This is a genomic window from Burkholderia sp. MSHR3999 (assembly GCF_000833595.1).
Taxonomy (GTDB): domain Bacteria; phylum Pseudomonadota; class Gammaproteobacteria; order Burkholderiales; family Burkholderiaceae; genus Burkholderia; species Burkholderia ubonensis.
Genome location: NZ_JRFO01000001.1, coordinates 603467 through 620251, shown reverse-complemented (window position 1 = coordinate 620251; position 16785 = coordinate 603467). Strand labels below are relative to the sequence as shown.

The window sequence follows — 16785 nt, the reverse complement described above, 5'->3', positions numbered from 1 at the left end:
GTCCGCTGGGTGAGGATCGGGCTGACCATCCTATTAAGCGCCTGACGAGGCGCTTTTTTGTTGCTGCGTCCCGCCTACCGGCGGGTCCGGGATTTAGCCGTTCGACGCCGCACGCACCGGCACGCTGTGCAGCACGGGCGCGACGGTCGACTGATACTCGGGCACCCAGCGCCGCAGGTCGCGCCGCACCTCGTCGTCGCTGAGCACGCGATGCTGCATCAGCCACGGCAGCAGCTCGTCGAGCAGGTGGTCCGGCACCTCGCGGGCCCGCGCGATCCGGAGTTTCGGGTGCGGGGTGCGGGTCGTCGTCTCGTCGTCGGCAAGCAATTCCTCGTAGAGCTTCTCACCCGGGCGCAACCCAGTGAACTCGATACGGATCTGGTCCTCGGAAAACCCGTACAAGCGGATCAGGTCGCGCGCGAGATCGACGATCTTGACGGGCTCGCCCATGTCGAGAATGAAGATTTCGCCACCCTGCCCCATGCTCGACGCCTGCAGCACGAGCTGCGACGCTTCCGGAATCGTCATGAAGAAGCGCGTGATCTCCGGGTGCGTAACCGTCACCGGCCCGCCCTTCGCGATCTGCTGCTGGAACTTCGGGATCACGCTGCCCGCGCTGCCGAGCACGTTGCCGAAGCGCACGGTCTCGAACTGCGTGTGGCCGCTCGTCTGCTGCAGCGCCTGGCACGCCATTTCCGCCAGGCGCTTGCTCGCACCCATCACGTTGGTCGGGTTGACGGCCTTGTCCGTCGAGATCAGCACGAAATGGCGGACGTCATGGCGAATCGCCGCGCGCGCGACGCGGTACGTGCCGAGCACGTTGTTGCGGAGCGCCTGCCATGCGTTGTGCTCCTCCATCAGCGGCACGTGCTTGTATGCGGCCGCATGGAACACGATGTGCGGCGCGTGGCGCGACATCACCTGGTCGAGCAGCAGCGAATCCTTCGCATCGCCGATGATCGGCACGACCGGCTGCTCCGGGAAGCGTTCACGCAGTTCCTCGGTGAGTCGATAGATCGCATATTCGGAGATGTCGAATACGACGACCTGTGCAGGCGCGAAACGCAGGATCTGCCGGCACAGCTCCGAGCCGATCGAGCCGCCGGCGCCCGTCACCATCACGACGCGGCCGTGCAGCAGGGCTTCGACGTGCGGGGTGTCTATCGTCACGGCGTCGCGGCCGAGGAGGTCTTCGAGGTCGATATTGCGCACCTGCGACAGGAAGCCCTGCCCCGGCATCAGCGCGGTCAGCGACGGCAGCACCATCGCCTTCACGCCCGCGCGTACGCACAGCGTCGCAACCCGGCGCTGCGTTTCGACCGACGCCGACGGAATCGCGATGATCGCGTATTCGACTTTCAGCGCGTCGGTCCAGTGCTTCAGGTCATTGAACGAGCCGAGCACCTTATAGCCATAGATTTCCCTGCCCTGCTTCGTGACGTCGTCGTCGAGCAGGCCGACCAGACGCCACTCGCCCGAACGCGACAGTTCACGCGCGAGGTTCGCGCCGGCCGTGCCGGCGCCCAGCACGAGCACCGGCTTGCCCTGCCCGACGAGGCCGCCGTACAGGTAGAACTCCTTCGTCGCGCGGTACAGCGCGCGTGCGCCGCCCATCGTCAGGAACAGCATCAGCGGCGACACAAGCAGCACCGAGCGCGGGATGATCGGCGACGGCTGGAACATCACGGCGCCGATCATCACGATCACGCCACCGCCGATCACCGCCTTCGAGATGCGCATCAGGTCAGGCAGGCTCGCGAACACCCACAGGCCGCGATAGAGCCCGAACGCATGGAACATCAACGCGTAGACCGGTAACACCCACATGAGCGCGGTCAGGCCACCGCTCATGAAATCCGGCGGAATGCTTCCGTTGAAGCGGACGAGATAAGCGAACAACCATGCGGCGACAACCGCCGTCAGGTCGAACAGAAAAGCACTTAGCGACAGCCACGATGCTTTGGATCGCAACATCGGCGGGAAACCTCACGAATTGTTTTTGGCGGCCGACTGAAACCGGCGCCAACGCATGTCGATCACCAATCCGATACATGCCAGGACGCCGTACCATGCGAAGAATGACAGCCATTGCTGCAGTTCCGGGCGGCCCTTCGCCCACAAGGCGACAATTATGCCTGCGAGCATGATGAGGTACCAATAAAGAGCGGTCCGACCGTGACCTACGCCCGATCGGACCATCCTTTGATAATAGTGCTCTCGGTGCGCTTGCCAGAACTTTTCGCCGCGTAACAGACGTCTCAAAAGTGTTACTGATGCGTCTGCAATAAAGGGCGAGAACACCAGCGCCGGAAACCAGATCGGCCAGACGCCGGTGCGCCATCCCCAGTAGCCGAGCGCGCCGGCCAGGAAACCGAGCGGAATCGAGCCCGCGTCCCCGAGAAACAGTCTCGCCGGGTGGAAGTTGAGCAGCAGGAAACCGAAGGCCGCGCCAGCCACGGCTGCGCCAGCCACGGCGAGATCGGGGGACGGATGCGCGCCGGTCAGCGCCGCGACCGCGTATGCGCCGAAGCCGAACAGCGCCATCCCGCCGGCGAGGCCGTCGGCGCCGTCCATGAAGTTGTACAGGTTCGTCAGCCAGACCATCACGAAGCCCACACCGGCCAGCACCCACCAGGGTGCAGCGGCAGGATAAACGGCGATCAGCGCAACGACTGCCGCGAGGTGCGCGGAGAACCGCACACGGGCCGGCAGCCCGCGCCGGTCGTCGATCTGTGACATCGCGGCGAGCCCCGCTGCCGCAGCCGCGATCAGCCACAGCCCCGGCGCGAGCGCCAGCAGCGCCACGATGCACACAGGCACGATACCCCATCCGCCGACGCGCGGCGTCGGCAACGTATGGAGCGAACGGTCGTTTGGAATGTCGGTGGCGAGCCGCCACGCGAGGCCGGTCGCGAGCAGCACGCGCAAGATGGCCGTCGACGCGACGGCGGCGGCCAGCGCCAGCGCGATCGCGGCGGGCCACGTGGATATCAGGAAAGGCATGTCGGCTAGTTCTGGGTATCGCGCGAACGATACCACGCAGCTGTCGCTTCGAGACCCTGGCGAGTCGTATAGGGTGGTTTCCAGTCGAGCACGCGACGGATGCGACTCGTGTCGAGTTGCAGGCTGCCGGTCAAGCGATCGACGGCCGTGCTGCGACCGGTCAGGCGACCAGCCAGCCGGAGCGCGGCGAGCGGCACCGGAAAGAGCCGCGCCGGCCGCCCCAGCGCGTCGCCGACCATCCGCAGCAGCCCGGTAACTGAAGGCGCATCGTCGTCGGCAACGTGAAAGCATTCGTGCGCCGCGCGCGGATCGATCGTGCAGCGCAGCAACGCGTCCGCAAGATTATCGACGCTGACGACGCTGCGACGCGCGGTGATCGCGCCGAGCGGCAGCGGCATGCCGCGCCAAACGGCGCCCATCATCCGCAGGAAGTTCGCGCGAACCTCGGGGCCGTACACCAGTGGCGGGCGAACGATCACAGTCTCAAGGCCGGTCGAATCGCCAAACTTCCGAAGCAGCACTTCCGCATCACGCTTCGAACGGCCGTAGGGACCCTCGGGGCGAGCCGCACTGTCTTCGCTCAACGGCTGGCCGCCATCGGTTTCGGCGATGGCCTTGACGCTGCTGACAAACACGATGCGGCGCACGCCGTGCCGATGCGCGGCTTCGGCGACACGCAACGTGCCCTCGACGTTCATCGCGCGAAACGCGGCGTCCGGATCCGCTGCGGAGTCTTTCATCACGTGCACGCGCGCGGCGAGATGCACGACGCAATCGACCGCGCCGGGCGCGGCCGGCCAATGTGTCCCGATATCCGCGAATTCCGGACCGCTATGCACCCACTCCTCGACGCCGGCCGGCACCGCGCCAGTGCGGCGAACGATGCCGGTCACTCGATGACCGTTTTCGACCAGAGCACGGCATAGGGCTCGGCCCACAAAGCCGCTCGCCCCCGTTACCACAACATGCATCAGCGATGTTCCAGACAAAGCGGTTGAAGAACGCACATTAGCGCGACGCGCGACCGCATGGACGCGCGCCTGCGCCTATTCGATGCTTGAATGACGCTTGAATGCCAAATAGCCCGGAGTATACCGGCTAGGCGCCCCCAGGGTCTCCCCGCGCGAGACGCGAAAGGACTCCGTGCACTGCGTCGCTCTCGGTATTGTCCGTTTCCTTGTTTCAACGTTTGCCACTTCCGCTCCAATGACGTTGGCGGAAGTTATTTCAACATCCTGGAGATGACCCGCTTTCGTGAACACGATCTATCCTGTCAGGAAGGAGGTGCGGATCATGTCCAAATACCGAGCGCCCTATGCACCGGAATTTCGACAACAGATCGTTGACCTGGTACACGCCAAGCTTATCCCCCGACACAGTCGAACGAATGGCCTCGGAACTTCAACTGCTGAACAACGGCAACGCGGAACTTGGGGGCGGGGATTCATCGAGCAGCCTGATCATCTGGCTGCTTTCATTCGACCCGTGGGTACGACCGGGCCCTAATGCGGACCGCCGCACACTCCTACCCGCGAGCTCCACGATATCGATGCCCGCTTTTCGTGCGATGGGCGGTGGCCTGCACAAGTCATTGCGAGTTTTGCTGACGATATTTCTCGGCGTCCCAGTTCAGCAGATCCGAAACGTCGGCATCGGACAGCGATTGAGCATCCGACGCATCGTCAATCCGCATCGCGACGTCATAAAAGCACTGGAGCATCGCGCGTTGCGCTTTCGTCATATCGCGCCGCTCGAGCACCCCTAGTCCCTCGACAAAGACGCATGGCGGACGATGGGCTACAGCTCGTTCGACATCCTTGTACAACATCGAAGGATGGATGATTGTAGCGCCAGCGCCCAAAAAAACGGCATGGTCAGGGTACATCACCCAATGATTGCGTGCGAGTTCGAGAACGTTTCTGTCCTGCGCCATGGTGTGCCAGTGAGAGGCGCCCGCGGGCACATATCCGTACTGTTCCCATACCTCGTCGCTCGGGCGCGCAAAACCCGCGTCGCACCCGGTCCCGGTCCGCGGCTCAAGCCGCAAACGCATTGATACGTTTCGAAGCAATACATCGACCTCCTCGACCGTATCGCCGCCGACCACTAGTCCGTGATTGGCCAAGACCAGCACATTGGCCGCTGGATACTGCCCGCAGACCTCCGATACTGCACCAGTCAGTTGCGCACCTGGCTTGGCGTACGGAACAAGTGCCCAAGACAAATCGCCCAACCGCTTTGCAAGCAATTCAGCGCCTCTCTTGCGAGCGCAAATCGCGAGAACGTCAACCGGATGGACGTGTACGACAATGCGATGCGGCAAGACAGCGTGCAGCGACGTCTCGATTGAAGGGCGTGCCGTCGAATTCCCTACAACCGCACTCATAAAGCTCTCTTCTCCGGCAAGCATGAGCGTTCGCACCGTTGCAAGCGATAGGGGAACGAAAATGTCACGCAGCCGTGCATCGGCAAGCCAAGTGCCCGACGCCTTGATCCAAAGCGTATCGTCGTCTTTCCACGAGATGTTGCCGCCGGCACCTTGCACGAGAAGCGCGTCGCTCCCCAGCGCCGCACTGAAATTGGATATAGCCTTGTGCATGGATCACCTCATGTGGACAACAATGTCGAAGGCGCTCGACTTATTTACCTGGTAGAACCAGGCGCACAGCTCCTGCACCGGCGAAATCACCAGTCTATAATCGCCCGGCGATTTGGGTTTATCCACGACCACCGTGAGAATTGCGCTCTGCCCCGGCTGCAATTGATCGCTCAACATGGCTCGTGCGCCATCGACGACGACCTTGCCCGTCTTTTCGTCGAGCCACTGATAGCCGACGTTCACGGAACCTGCGCCTTTTGTTGGGCTGAATGCCACGTTCGACCGATTGGTCAGCTTGACTTCGACGAGCATCAATTTCCGGCCGAGGAGCCTCGCAATCCAACTTGCCCCGCCCACCTCTGTAATCGCTAGCGGCGTCGTTTGTGCATCGAACGAGCTAAGGCAGGCCGCGCGATCCATTACGGACGCCTGAGCGGACGGGGACGGCTCGATCCAATGCGTATTGTTAAGCCGATGCCGCACGAACAGGAAGAAGAAAAAGGCAGCTGTCACCGTGAGTGCGATGGTTAGCGCACGAGGGATAACTTTATCGACGACAACCAACATGAACGGCAGCGCGAACAGGAACATGTCCGACGCTTTGAAATAACCGCTGAAGTGGTTCACGACAATGTGATTCAAACAGAGATACATTACCGAAAGGGCGCCAAACCCTAATGCGAAGCCGGCAACTTCGTAATGTTTGACCTTGCTGCGCAAGCACGCTCGGAGTACGACGAGCATCGCTATCCCTGTCGTTATGACCAGCAGCAAATGGAGAATAAGTCCAACCGCTTCGAGATGGCCATTCCTCCCTCCCACGACCGGATGTAGTCCGTGCAATCCGAGGGATATATAGCGCAAGGCATCGACAAAAGGCCAGGTGAGCAACACTGCGCCCGCCTGCGGCGAGCCAATGTGTAATCGAATGTAAACTTGCCAGGCCAGCATCACCGCAACCGGAAGCGCGTGCGCGATCACTGGCAAGCGATTGGGACGCGCAGCCGTCTCTCGGTTCAACACCCACCCCAACACCGCTCCTGCGCCCGCAAAGAAGGGAATGACAACGTATGCCTCACGAGCCAATGCCGCAAAAGACATCGCAAGCACATATAGGGCGGTACGACGCTCGTACCAACAGACCAACGCCAGGATCAGCAGCGCGTCGGCACCAGCGTCGGGTAGCCCGTTGAGGATCGTGATCTGTACGCCCGCGGCAAGCGACCAGAGCAAAATCAAATAAGGAGACCGTCCGCGCCGCTGAAACCAACGCGAACCCAGCAATGTCGCCAACAGCACCAGACCGAGGTTTGTCGAGTAATAGATCAGTGGACTGACCCACGTCTGCCCCATCAGCTTCGACGCAATCTTGGCGATCAACGGAATGCCGATTCGCTGATATCGATAGGCCGGATTGTCAAGATGAGCGACCGTATCGCGAAGTGCAAGAACGTCGTTCGACATCGAGTAATAGAACTGGCCATCCCAGCCGCCGTGCCCAATGTGAAAAAACGCCGTTAGCCCGTGGTCGCGGAGTTGTGCCGGCAACCCAAACATCTCCGACGGAAGCATGAATTGCGAAAAGTGCCCCAATATCAAATTGCCCGACAAAAACAACTCCAGGCTGATCCATGCGACGAGTGCCGTGAGAAGCGAAGCGAAAATATTGGCACGGGTCAAGGTGTTACGAAGCTTCATGGACGGCTTACCTTTGCGCAATGCTGCCGATCAAAGCACTCAGTTGTTTGAATTCGTGGACGATCGCATCGGGACGCTGATCGCCTTCTCCGATTGCAACTCCCCCATGAATTTTTTGGATCGTAACGGCTCGGATAGTCTCCCGCGCCCCTTTGATATCGTTCAACGGGTTGTCCCCGATCATCCAGATGCAATCGCCCTTTGGGTTCATTTTCTCGAGCGCGATCTCGAACGGCGCGGGATCGGGCTTGTCCGAACCGGCCTCTTCGCTCGTTACAATGTAATCAAAGCTTTGATCAAGGCCAAAGTAGACCATCTTGCGGAACTGGATCTGGGCGGTCAGATCGGTAACGATGGCGGTCGGTATGCCTGCTAGACGAAGATCGTCGAGCAACTCCAGCACGCCATCGAATAGCTCCGCGTGGCTCAAGAACGTCCGCCAGTATGTCTGCTCGAAATCCAGCGCGAGCAGGACCTGGGAGCGTAAGCCGATGATCTCGAGCATCCGTTGAAAATAAAGAAGCCGGCTATGCGAACTCGCCTGATGTTTGAGTCTCTGCTTGACTTCCTTGCGTGCCGCGCCGTATGCCACCTCGAACTGCGCATTGGAGATCGAGAACGTACTCATCGCCTTTTGCCGCACGGCGTCCATAGCAGCCTTATGTGCTGGATCGTACGGGTAAAGCGTATTGTCGGTATCGAAGAGCACCGCATCAGGAAGACGCTCGAAGCGCGTAGGGTCGAGAAGTTTCATTTAAGTCTTTTCTGTAAAGCCTGCGTGAGATGCGACAGGACCATCAATTGCATCAGCCCCGCGATGCCGTCCTCCCAGCGCGGCGGCTGGTCCAGCAAGACTGCCGCACGCGGAATCAGATGCTGCGCGGCCATAGCCACATCGTCGGCGATCGTTTCACCTTCGATAGTCATCTCGACGGTGGACTCGTCTCCGACGAGCACCGTATCGACATGTAGCCCACAAATTCCGACAAGCATTCGCTCGAGCGATTGCTCGTGCAGGCCATGCCGCGAGCTCACGACGAGCTTGAATCTGAGCGGCCTGTCGTCGCTCGGATCCTTCAGAATGCGTGGGTGGATCGGTTGCAGCGAAAGCACTAAATCCGCATGTGCAGCTTGAGGATGAACAAAACGCTCGGCGTCGCCAGTTCGCTTCTCGATCGACGCTAGAACAGCTTCGAGGCTATGCCCCCGCTTGTGCACGTCGCGTTGAATCTTGAAATACCGTCGCAGTCCTTCGTCTATGTCAAGGAAGATCGTCAGATCGTAGCGCTCCCGCAAAAGCGGTTGATAGAGGGCGTGCAGCCCGCTGGCAATGACGAAATCGTTGCTCGCGACGGTATGCGGCTTGCTCATCTTGCCACTGGCGTGGTCGTAGTGCCTCGCTTGCACGGACCTTCCGTTGGCAAGCGACAGGACGTCGGCCCCAAAACGCTCGAGATTGTTCGCACGGGGGTTCAGGTGCGTCATTACCTGCCACATCGGCTTATGCCGATCCCAATGGTGATAGTCGTCGCCCGATACTCGCACGACAGAATGCTGCCCCAGCAAGCCAATAATGGAATCGACAAGCGTGTCCTTTCCTGCGCCGGAATCTCCAGCGATGCCGATAACGACCGGTTTGCGGCTCAATCTGAAGTAGTCGTTCTGGCGCACCGCCTCGCGCCAGATCCGCCAAACCAGAATGAGGCCGAACGCAATCAAGACACTGTTGACGATGTTGATCGCCTGCGGATGCGCATGCAGATCCATGCCAAGGTGTGCCGTCTGCTCCAGCGTTGCACCCATTATGACCGGGGGCGGCGACGTCAACAGCGCGGTGAATATGTAGGCAATCGAAAACGCCGAAACCAGCGCGACCGATACACGTGCCGACATCGCCTGGTAGTAGACGAGCAACGGCATCACCCACACGAACCAACCCGGCGCCGCAGGGGTCATCAGCAATACGAGGAAGAACGCGACGCCGAGCAGCACATGCAACAAATCGAAGCTGATGCGTCTGATTCGCCAACACGAATACAGCATCAACAAATACGCCACCGGTAAGACGATCAGAGTTCGATCGTTGCCGATGCCGAGCGCAAATTCCCGGGCCTTTGCCAGCTCCGGGTTATGAATCAGCATCGCAACGGCGTTGCTCGATAGAAAAAACGGCACCTCCAAAAGCAGCAAAGCAGCGGCTAGACCAAGTGCGAACTCGGCGACATGGCGGCGCATCGATTTATTGCGGTACAAGTAGATCGCGATCAGCGGCAGAGCCAGCAGCATGCTCAGCTTTGCCGAGACGGCCGCCCCGCAAATTGCGCCGGCAAGGCGATTCCTACGCTCTCTAAGTGCGAGAAGCGAACTGCACAACAACGCCACGGGCACGAGGTCGTTGGCACCGAGAAAATAGACGGCGAAGATGATGACGGGAGACAGCCAATACAGCGCTAGCAGGAGCCGGTCCTTTACTTCGAACAATGCACGCAGTGTGAACAGCAACGCGATATCGGCCAACACCAGCGTACAGCCGTAAGCCACCGCCGTCGGCAAATGGACGAGATTCGCCGCCCATGTCAGGGGCAAAAAAGCAATCCACATCGCATACCCGTACGGAAATGCACGCTCGGCGCCACCAGCCTGAATAAAGACGGCCCACGGATCCCATGATAGGTGCCGAGAAGTCACTTCCATGAACGGCACGTACCAAACCTGCGACGCATGGGGAATCACGAGTGCAACGAGCGCGACTCGCAACAGTAGTCCGATCCAAAACGTCGGCTTAGCAAAAATCGGCTTCATGAAGCGAATGAACCTTCCCACAGGTCAGGGCGCTTGGTACACACCGCATCGATCGCAATCCCTCGATCTGCGAGTTCCCCTTGCATCTTCGTTATTTCATGTTCGTCGGTTCTTCCCTGCAATTCAGGAGAAACGAGACACAATCGGAAACCGGCCTCCCGCAATCGAGCACCATCGACCGTCGATAGCGGAAACTTCGTAAAGCAGTCGACCCACACCCACTCGACCATTCCGGCCAACGACAACGCGGTCTCGATTGATTCGAATTCCGAAACCCGAACGGCACAGCGCTTCTCACCATTCCGTGCCCACTTGACCAGGAACGGGAACGACTGATCGAGAAAGAAGTAATCGAAAATTGAGAACGCATGCATCAGGTCGATGAGCTTCGCTTCGAGGCCCTCTTCCTTGACGTTCAGAATCAATGTTCCGTGACGATAGTGCGCAAGCCAAGCCTCGAACGACACGCCTTCGACGAACGGATCGTGATGGATCACGAGCCGGTCCGCGACGCTGCGAATGTCAACCTCGATGCCATACTTTTCGGGCGTGGCCCGCAATGCCTCAATCGTGTTTCGCCGATGAGCGATGATCTTCATTTACTTTCCCGCTTTGCGCATCGACAGACTGAAATCGATCGTGCGTCGAATGAATTTTCGTTTGGCAGCCCAATTGACATTCCAATGCGAGACACCATGAGCACGCTCACCAAAACGGACGGGGAAGCGATGCACAGGGAGCCCCATGACCCGCGCCTGGTAGTACACATAGAGATCTAGCGAGAAATCGCTTGGTGGATTCTCAAGACGCTCGAAGAACGCGCGGGAAAACATCGTCGGTTGCGCATTGATGTCCCACAATGGTCTGCGCAACAGACATGTTTCGAAGATGCTCATCCCGACGGTAAACGCCACGTCAGCAATCGGCCGTCCGTATCGGCGCCCCTTAACGAAGATATTGTTGCCATGGCGCTCGAACAGCGCGAGCCCCGCCAAGGCATCGCAAGGGTCCGTTTGCATGTCTGCGTGAGTCCACCCGAGGATTTCGCCTTTGGCAGCCCGTAGTCCGCTCAGTATTCCAAAGCCATAACCCTGGTTAACGTCGACGCGTACAGAACGAAGCCCTGTGGTACCGGCAAGCAAAGTGCGAAGCACGGCGGGCGAATCGTCACTGGAGCCGTTATCGACTAGCACGACCTCGACACCGCTCGATGCGCAAAGGTTCTTGCAACGCTCAATGAGCAGGGGCAGGTTCCTGGCCTCGTTGTAGCAAGGGATGACAAGAGAAAATTGCATCTATGCCTCACGAATAAGTTGGCCGCGAAATACGAAGAACCTCATACCGAGAAAATTCAGCACCGTAGAAACCCCTGTCGCAGCGAGAAAAGCGAGCCGTACTGCCCAGGATTTTTCCACGGCAATCAGCAAGACGAAGTGGTTGACCAATACATTGGCAACGAGCGTGAGCATATAGAGCGTCGCGAACCGGAGCACGCTGCCCGGAGCATGCTGCCGATGACCAAATGTCCATCGCCGGTTGGCAAGATACGCGAACACGGTGCCGACAACGAATCCGGTCGCTTTGGCGAACGCGTACGGCACGCCGACGCGCAACAGCAGCGTATAGCTGAGAAAATCGATTCCAACCGTCAACGTACCAACGATCAGGAATATCAGGGCTTCACGTTTGATCACGACATCGACCGGCTGCATGCAGGTACCGTTTTCTCGTAGCGCCGATTGAGCGAATCGACGGCGGCACGTGGGACGCGGAAATCCGATGCGATCATGTAGCGATGCCCCTGCCACTTCGAGAAGCACGACTGCCAATATTCGAAGGTGCGCAAGTCGTTAGGGGTTCCCCAAGACAAGTACGAATCGACTTCGAGCAACCGGCAATTCATGCCGAGCTGCATTGCATCGTCGATGCAGGTATCGAGGTAATACTCACCTTTGACGCGGGCTTCGCGAGCCATCATGTGCTCGACGCAACGAACAAAATCGGCGGCTCGCTTGAACGTGAACGTGCCGAGCACGATGGGATCGTTCCGTGGGTCGCCGAGCGGCACCTTGACCGATACCTGCGTGACACGCTCGCCTTCGGCGCCGAGCCAGCCGAACATTTCCGGATGACGGATCGCATTGGCGTGCCCCTTGACAGCCCAAACCACAACGTCCGCGTCGGGACCGTCGATCAATGCATCGAACCGAACCTCGTCATAGAGCGCACCGAAGTCACATGCGCCGAAGGTCACAGGCTCCGGCACACAGCCTAGTTCACGCTGCGCAGCCTGCAATCCAATCAAGGCCGTACATGCCTGCCCGTCGGTCACGCCTTCGACGAATTCGATGATCGCGCCGGGGAAAGCATCGCGCAATGTTGCCGATACCGCCTCGGCGCCCGGCATGTCACGACGCATGACGAATACATACTGCTCGGCCGGCGGCAGGGAGCGAGCCGCCTGAACAACCATCGGCAATCCCGATACCTCGATGAGCGGCTTTGTTTCGGTATAGCCTTCCCGGGCAAACCGCTCGCCGAGCCCCGCCATTGGAACGATTACAGTACCGCGAGGGGTCGCGGCATCAGGCTGGGGCGCCGCAAGTCGATCGAACGCCGTCGACCACATGCGGTACTCGGCTACATCTTCGGGTGTCCCCCACTGCATGAAATGCTGGAGCGGATAGACAGCAACAGGACACCGCGCCTCGAGCAATGACAGGTACGCAAGGCTCACGTAGAACTCCCCACCAACGCTCCTGCCCTTTGCTTCAGTCTCCTCAAAGGCGCGCAGCATGAGTTCCCCAGAGCGGAAGTAGTATGTTCCGCTGGACGCATACTCTTCCATCCTGTTGTCCGTGTAGGGCTTCTTTTCCTGGATTTCTTCCACCCAACCGCCCGACTCTCGCATATACGCGTAGTTGGTCGTGCCGAGTGTATGCGGATGGAACCCTTTGTAGGCCGGAATGGCGCCGTCGCACTGCGTCTCGTCGACAAATGTCTTGAAATGCCGCCAGTCCCAATAACAAGTGAAATCGCAGTAATTGACCACTACGGGTTTGGAGCGGTCGATATGCTCCGCAGCCATCAGAACCGCGTGTATCGGCCCGAGCTTGTGGGCATCGATCGCGACGATTCGCCCGGACGGAGCCAGCTCCCGAAGGATGGCCTCCATCCGGTACGCCGGACTCGCAAGATGATCCTTATTGCAGATAAATATGAAGTCCGTCTCGCCCGGAAATAAATCGATAACGTGGCCGATAATCGGCTTGCCGTCTATCTCGATGAGCGGTTTTGGCACGTCATAGCCGGCGCGGCGAAAGCGCTCCCCGAACCCCGACATTGGAATAACAATCTGCATCCGAACCTCGTGTTGTTGGCGCGCGCCGTTGGCCCGCAAGTTGGCGCCGACATTATACGCGCCTTTGGGTCGAGATTTCCTGCAGCCGTCGGTCAGCAGCCCCTCTAGGGTCCTGCCGAACTGGCCTGCAAGTCATGCCCCCTCTTACAACCCGTCGAATCCGATCCAGCCACCGGACACAAGACGTTCAGCTTTCGATATCACAAAAGCTGATACGTCACAGCGGCGTACAGACGCCCGGGGGGCATGCCGGACCGGCAGCCAGCAGGCCGTCGATGCGCTCGACCAGCGCCTGCGTCATCTCGCTCCAGCCATGCTCCTGCTCGACGAATTGCCGGGCATGGCCGGCCATTTCCACTGCGGCCGATGCGTGCGCAACCAGCCACTCGATACGCTCGACAAATGCCTCGGGCGTATCCGCGATCAGCAGATCCTGCCCGCTCTTCGCGCCCAAGCCCTCGTGCCCCAGCGACGTGGTGACGACCGGCAGCCCGAGCGCCATGTACTCGAGAATCTTGTTCTGCACGCCTGCGCCGATCCGCATCGGGCACACGCCAATCGCCCCGTCGGACGCGGCTTGCGCGACCGACGCGACCCGGCCGGTCACCTCGACGCCGTCGTACGCGCGGAATCGCTCAGCCAGCGCGGGCGCGATGGAACCGACGATCCGGAAGCGATAGTCGGCACGCTTGCGCAGCAACGGCAGCACCGCTTCGGCGAAGTAGTGGCACATGTCCTGGTTCTGGACCGTCCGCATGTCACCGATGAAAACCAGCAAGCGGCTCGCCATGCTACGCGCCACGTACGGCAGGTCCGACAGGTCCACGCCATTCGAGCACACCAGCACCTTCTTCGCCGATTCGCCGGGAAACAGGTAGTCGCGATCGGTCTTCGAGACTAGCACCGACAGATCAAAGTCGTCGACGATCGTGCGCTCGTAGTCAAGCAGACGTTTCGCCTCGATGCCGAACACGCGCGACTTGAGCCCTCGCGCCTTCCTGAGCTGTTTGACGCGGCTGTAGTTGAGCGAGATCGCGTCGGTCATTTCCAGGACGCGCGGTTTGTTGGATTTGCGCACGTACTCGGCGCAGCGCACCAGATGAACGAACGCACCGTCGTGCGACGGCAGCAGCCGGGACACGGCCGCAGCAAACGCGCGGCTTCGATAGTACGCAACCTGCAACGGCGTGCGGGTAGGCAACGCGAGCAATGTATTGAGGTACGAACGCGTTCTGGACAAAAAGACTCGTTCGACCCGATCGAACACGCCATCGTCAGGCAATTCGGCGTGCATCTCTTCCGGGGTTTCGCACAGGCTCAGCAACGTCAGCGAGTAATGGCGGGACAGCACCCTGCAGAGGTGATAGATCCGCAACTTGTCACCGCCGATCACCGGGTACGGAAACCGGGGGGTCAGCACCAGCAGCTTCTTCTTGTCCTGACTCATGACAGACGGGCCCAGAAATCCTCGATCGACGGACGCACGGCGGATTCCGAGAAGGTGCGTGCACGGGCCATCCCATCTCCGGTCGCCACATCGAACCGCTTGTCGTCGCTCCATACCCTGCGGATCTGTGCCGCTATGTCTTTCACCGAATAGGGATCGAACTGCAGACCGCACTCGCCGACAATTTCGGGCATCGATGTCGTATTGCTGCACGCGACAGGCGTGCCGGACGCCATGGCTTCCAGTAGTGGAATCCCGAACCCTTCGAATAGCGAAGCAAAGATGAACGCGCGGGCATGCCGGTACTGCTCGCGCAGTTCCTCCCGCGAAACATAACCGAGCAGTTCGACGACATCCGAGAGCCCGAGCGCGTCCGCCCTCCCGAGAAAATGCGCATGATGCTCAGACTTTATCCCGGCGATCCTCAGCCGGGCATCGTCGCCCAATGCGGGCCGAGCCACCGCGAAGGCCTGCAGGAGACGATCGACGTTCTTGCTCGGCACTTCGCCCGCCACCGTGAACAGGTACGGCTGGCGCTCAGCCTGGCTCAACGGCGCGGCGAACCAGTCGTCCGAAATCGCATTCGGAATGACGTGCACGTCCTCCTCGCGTAGCCCGAGATTCTCCACCAGCTCGCGCTGGGTAAACCGCGAGATGGTCAGCACGACGTCTGCCCGGCGCGCCAGCCGAGGCACCACATGGCGGCGGTATACACGCCCGGCGGTCTGATACAGCGATCTCGCCGGCGGCAGCACGCGCCACGGCTTCATATAGATCAGATCGTGGACGACCACGATCAGCCGTGTGCTGCCCGTGGATCGCAACGGCCCTGTGTTGTATGGACACAGCAAATAATCGAGCTTCTGCTCGCGACACAGGCGGGGCAGCTCGACCTGCTCCCACCACGGGAAGAAGCCGCGCCCCTCGCTGACGCACCGCCATTCGTCGGAGTTCACGCCGCGCGGGGTCAAGCCCAGCACCGACGCGCCGACCGGCGCCACCAGTTGCCGGGCGAACCGCCCCATGCCGCGATAGTTGCCCACCATCCAGGTGATATCCACCCCCAACTTCACGCGGTGCTCCTCGATGCGAATTGACTCATGAACGCCGTGTTCCGCCTAGAACGGCTTCGTAGACGGCCAGCGTCTTTTCCGCGCCGGTCCGGCCTCGCGAAGCGCGTCGGCCTTGCCAAGTTGCTCGACGATCATTCTCATGCCGCCGGCATAGCTCGCTTGGACGTCGACCACCCGCTTGAAATTCTTCCGCAGCTGCAGGGTCCCGACGCACCGGAAGAATTACGCCGGCAGGCCGAGCCACTTCAACACCTCGTCGCGATCGATCCGCTCGAAGAAGCGCGGATGCACGCCCGGTAGAACGATGAAGATCCGCTCGGGAGCGATGCCGAAATGCTCGACGATCTCCCGCTTCGAATAGTCGGAGATCGAAATCACACGGCCGGCCCAGGTTCCCGAGCACCGCAACGGCCAGCGGCGCGGCGCCGCCAGCCGAATCGTCGTCCATTCCGGGTGCGGCAGTGGGATGGCGTCCATCAGCGTCGCGATGACGGGTGTCGCGGACAGTTTCGGAATCAGGTAATCCGTCACATGAAACATGTCTATGCACTCCGCGCGCAGCGCCTTCTCGTCGACTAACGTCCACGGTGTCACAGGGCCCAGCACCGTCGCGACCTCGTGCCGGCCGAAATTCACTGGTGGCCGGGCACCCGGACAAGTCGTCGCCGACGGTCGCGTCAAAATCAGCGGGAACCAGTTCGACCCCGCCCAGCTCCAACAGCGCCCGCCCCAGTTCGCGCGCATATGAACCGATCCCGTCGACACCGCCATGCGCACTACCCCGGACCAGAGCAGTCGTGCC

14 protein-coding genes are annotated in these 16785 nt (G+C 60.4%); all 14 read right to left on the bottom strand.

Features of this window, described 5'->3' with window-relative positions:
- Positions 1–93: 93 nt before the first annotated feature.
- The gene (locus KY49_RS02995) at positions 94–1974 is read right to left on the bottom strand and encodes a polysaccharide biosynthesis protein (protein ID WP_042583314.1); all 1881 of its coding nucleotides are present in this window, start codon (positions 1972–1974) and stop codon (positions 94–96) included.
- Between the two features lie 12 nt (positions 1975–1986).
- A complete protein-coding gene (locus KY49_RS02990) occupies positions 1987–3003 on the bottom strand; it encodes an MraY family glycosyltransferase (protein ID WP_042583313.1) in 1017 nt (338 codons plus the stop codon).
- Between the two features lie 5 nt (positions 3004–3008).
- The gene (locus tag KY49_RS02985) at positions 3009–3977 is read right to left on the bottom strand and encodes a UDP-glucose 4-epimerase family protein (RefSeq protein ID WP_042584525.1); all 969 of its coding nucleotides are present in this window, start codon (positions 3975–3977) and stop codon (positions 3009–3011) included.
- A gap of 614 nt (positions 3978–4591) precedes the next feature.
- Positions 4592–5602 carry a class II aldolase/adducin family protein gene (locus tag KY49_RS02980; protein WP_042583312.1) on the bottom strand — a complete coding sequence of 337 codons (1011 nt, stop codon included), beginning with the start codon at positions 5600–5602 and terminating at the stop codon, positions 4592–4594.
- 3 nt (positions 5603–5605) lie between these two features.
- A complete protein-coding gene (locus KY49_RS02975; protein ID WP_042583311.1) occupies positions 5606–7300 on the bottom strand; it encodes a hypothetical protein in 1695 nt (564 codons plus the stop codon).
- Between the two features lie 7 nt (positions 7301–7307).
- Positions 7308–8054: an HAD family hydrolase gene (locus tag KY49_RS02970; RefSeq protein WP_042583310.1), complete on the bottom strand. Its 747-nt coding sequence runs from the start codon at positions 8052–8054 to the stop codon at positions 7308–7310.
- Positions 8051–10102 (bottom strand): uridine kinase, encoded by a 2052-nt coding sequence (locus KY49_RS02965; protein ID WP_042583309.1) that lies wholly within the window; start codon positions 10100–10102, stop codon positions 8051–8053. Before KY49_RS02965 ends, KY49_RS02970 begins: the two co-directional genes overlap by 4 nt.
- Positions 10099–10701, bottom strand: a complete 603-nt coding sequence (locus KY49_RS02960) for a phosphatidylinositol-specific phospholipase C/glycerophosphodiester phosphodiesterase family protein (RefSeq protein ID WP_042583308.1) — start codon at positions 10699–10701, stop codon at positions 10099–10101. Before KY49_RS02960 ends, KY49_RS02965 begins: the two co-directional genes overlap by 4 nt.
- Positions 10702–11397 (bottom strand): glycosyltransferase family 2 protein, encoded by a 696-nt coding sequence (locus KY49_RS02955; protein WP_042583307.1) that lies wholly within the window; start codon positions 11395–11397, stop codon positions 10702–10704. It abuts the gene before it with no gap.
- Complete coding sequence (locus tag KY49_RS02950; protein WP_042583306.1) at positions 11398–11814, bottom strand: GtrA family protein; 417 nt, start codon at positions 11812–11814, stop codon at positions 11398–11400.
- Complete coding sequence (locus KY49_RS02945) at positions 11793–13463, bottom strand: NTP transferase domain-containing protein (RefSeq protein ID WP_042583305.1); 1671 nt, start codon at positions 13461–13463, stop codon at positions 11793–11795. Before KY49_RS02945 ends, KY49_RS02950 begins: the two co-directional genes overlap by 22 nt.
- 217 nt (positions 13464–13680) lie before the next feature.
- A complete protein-coding gene (locus tag KY49_RS02940) occupies positions 13681–14910 on the bottom strand; it encodes a glycosyltransferase (RefSeq protein ID WP_042583304.1) in 1230 nt (409 codons plus the stop codon).
- Positions 14907–15983, bottom strand: a complete 1077-nt coding sequence (locus KY49_RS02935) for a glycosyltransferase family 4 protein (protein ID WP_042583303.1) — start codon at positions 15981–15983, stop codon at positions 14907–14909. The genes KY49_RS02940 and KY49_RS02935 overlap by 4 nt, the downstream gene beginning before the upstream one ends.
- A gap of 222 nt (positions 15984–16205) precedes the next feature.
- Positions 16206–16754 (bottom strand): glycosyltransferase, encoded by a 549-nt coding sequence (locus tag KY49_RS02930; protein ID WP_231636335.1) that lies wholly within the window; start codon positions 16752–16754, stop codon positions 16206–16208.
- Between the last annotated feature and the right edge of the window lie 31 nt (positions 16755–16785).

What these genes read in the sequence shown, in the direction of transcription:
- KY49_RS02965 (WP_042583309.1), bottom strand. Translation starts at nt 10,102, where the DNA reads ATGAAGCCGATTTTTGCTAAGCCGACGTTTTGGATCGGACTACTGTTG.
- KY49_RS02955 (WP_042583307.1), bottom strand. Translation starts at nt 11,397, where the DNA reads ATGCAATTTTCTCTTGTCATCCCTTGCTACAACGAGGCCAGGAACCTG.
- KY49_RS02975 (WP_042583311.1), bottom strand. Translation starts at nt 7,300, where the DNA reads ATGAAGCTTCGTAACACCTTGACCCGTGCCAATATTTTCGCTTCGCTT.
- KY49_RS02950 (WP_042583306.1), bottom strand. Translation starts at nt 11,814, where the DNA reads ATGCAGCCGGTCGATGTCGTGATCAAACGTGAAGCCCTGATATTCCTG.
- KY49_RS02945 (WP_042583305.1), bottom strand. Translation starts at nt 13,463, where the DNA reads ATGCAGATTGTTATTCCAATGTCGGGGTTCGGGGAGCGCTTTCGCCGC.
- KY49_RS02970 (WP_042583310.1), bottom strand. Translation starts at nt 8,054, where the DNA reads ATGAAACTTCTCGACCCTACGCGCTTCGAGCGTCTTCCTGATGCGGTG.
- KY49_RS02980 (WP_042583312.1), bottom strand. Translation starts at nt 5,602, where the DNA reads ATGCACAAGGCTATATCCAATTTCAGTGCGGCGCTGGGGAGCGACGCG.
- KY49_RS02990 (WP_042583313.1), bottom strand. Translation starts at nt 3,003, where the DNA reads ATGCCTTTCCTGATATCCACGTGGCCCGCCGCGATCGCGCTGGCGCTG.
- KY49_RS02960 (WP_042583308.1), bottom strand. Translation starts at nt 10,701, where the DNA reads ATGAAGATCATCGCTCATCGGCGAAACACGATTGAGGCATTGCGGGCC.
- KY49_RS02940 (WP_042583304.1), bottom strand. Translation starts at nt 14,910, where the DNA reads ATGAGTCAGGACAAGAAGAAGCTGCTGGTGCTGACCCCCCGGTTTCCG.
- KY49_RS02995 (WP_042583314.1), bottom strand. Translation starts at nt 1,974, where the DNA reads ATGTTGCGATCCAAAGCATCGTGGCTGTCGCTAAGTGCTTTTCTGTTC.
- KY49_RS02930 (WP_231636335.1), bottom strand. Translation starts at nt 16,754, where the DNA reads ATGGCGGTGTCGACGGGATCGGTTCATATGCGCGCGAACTGGGGCGGG.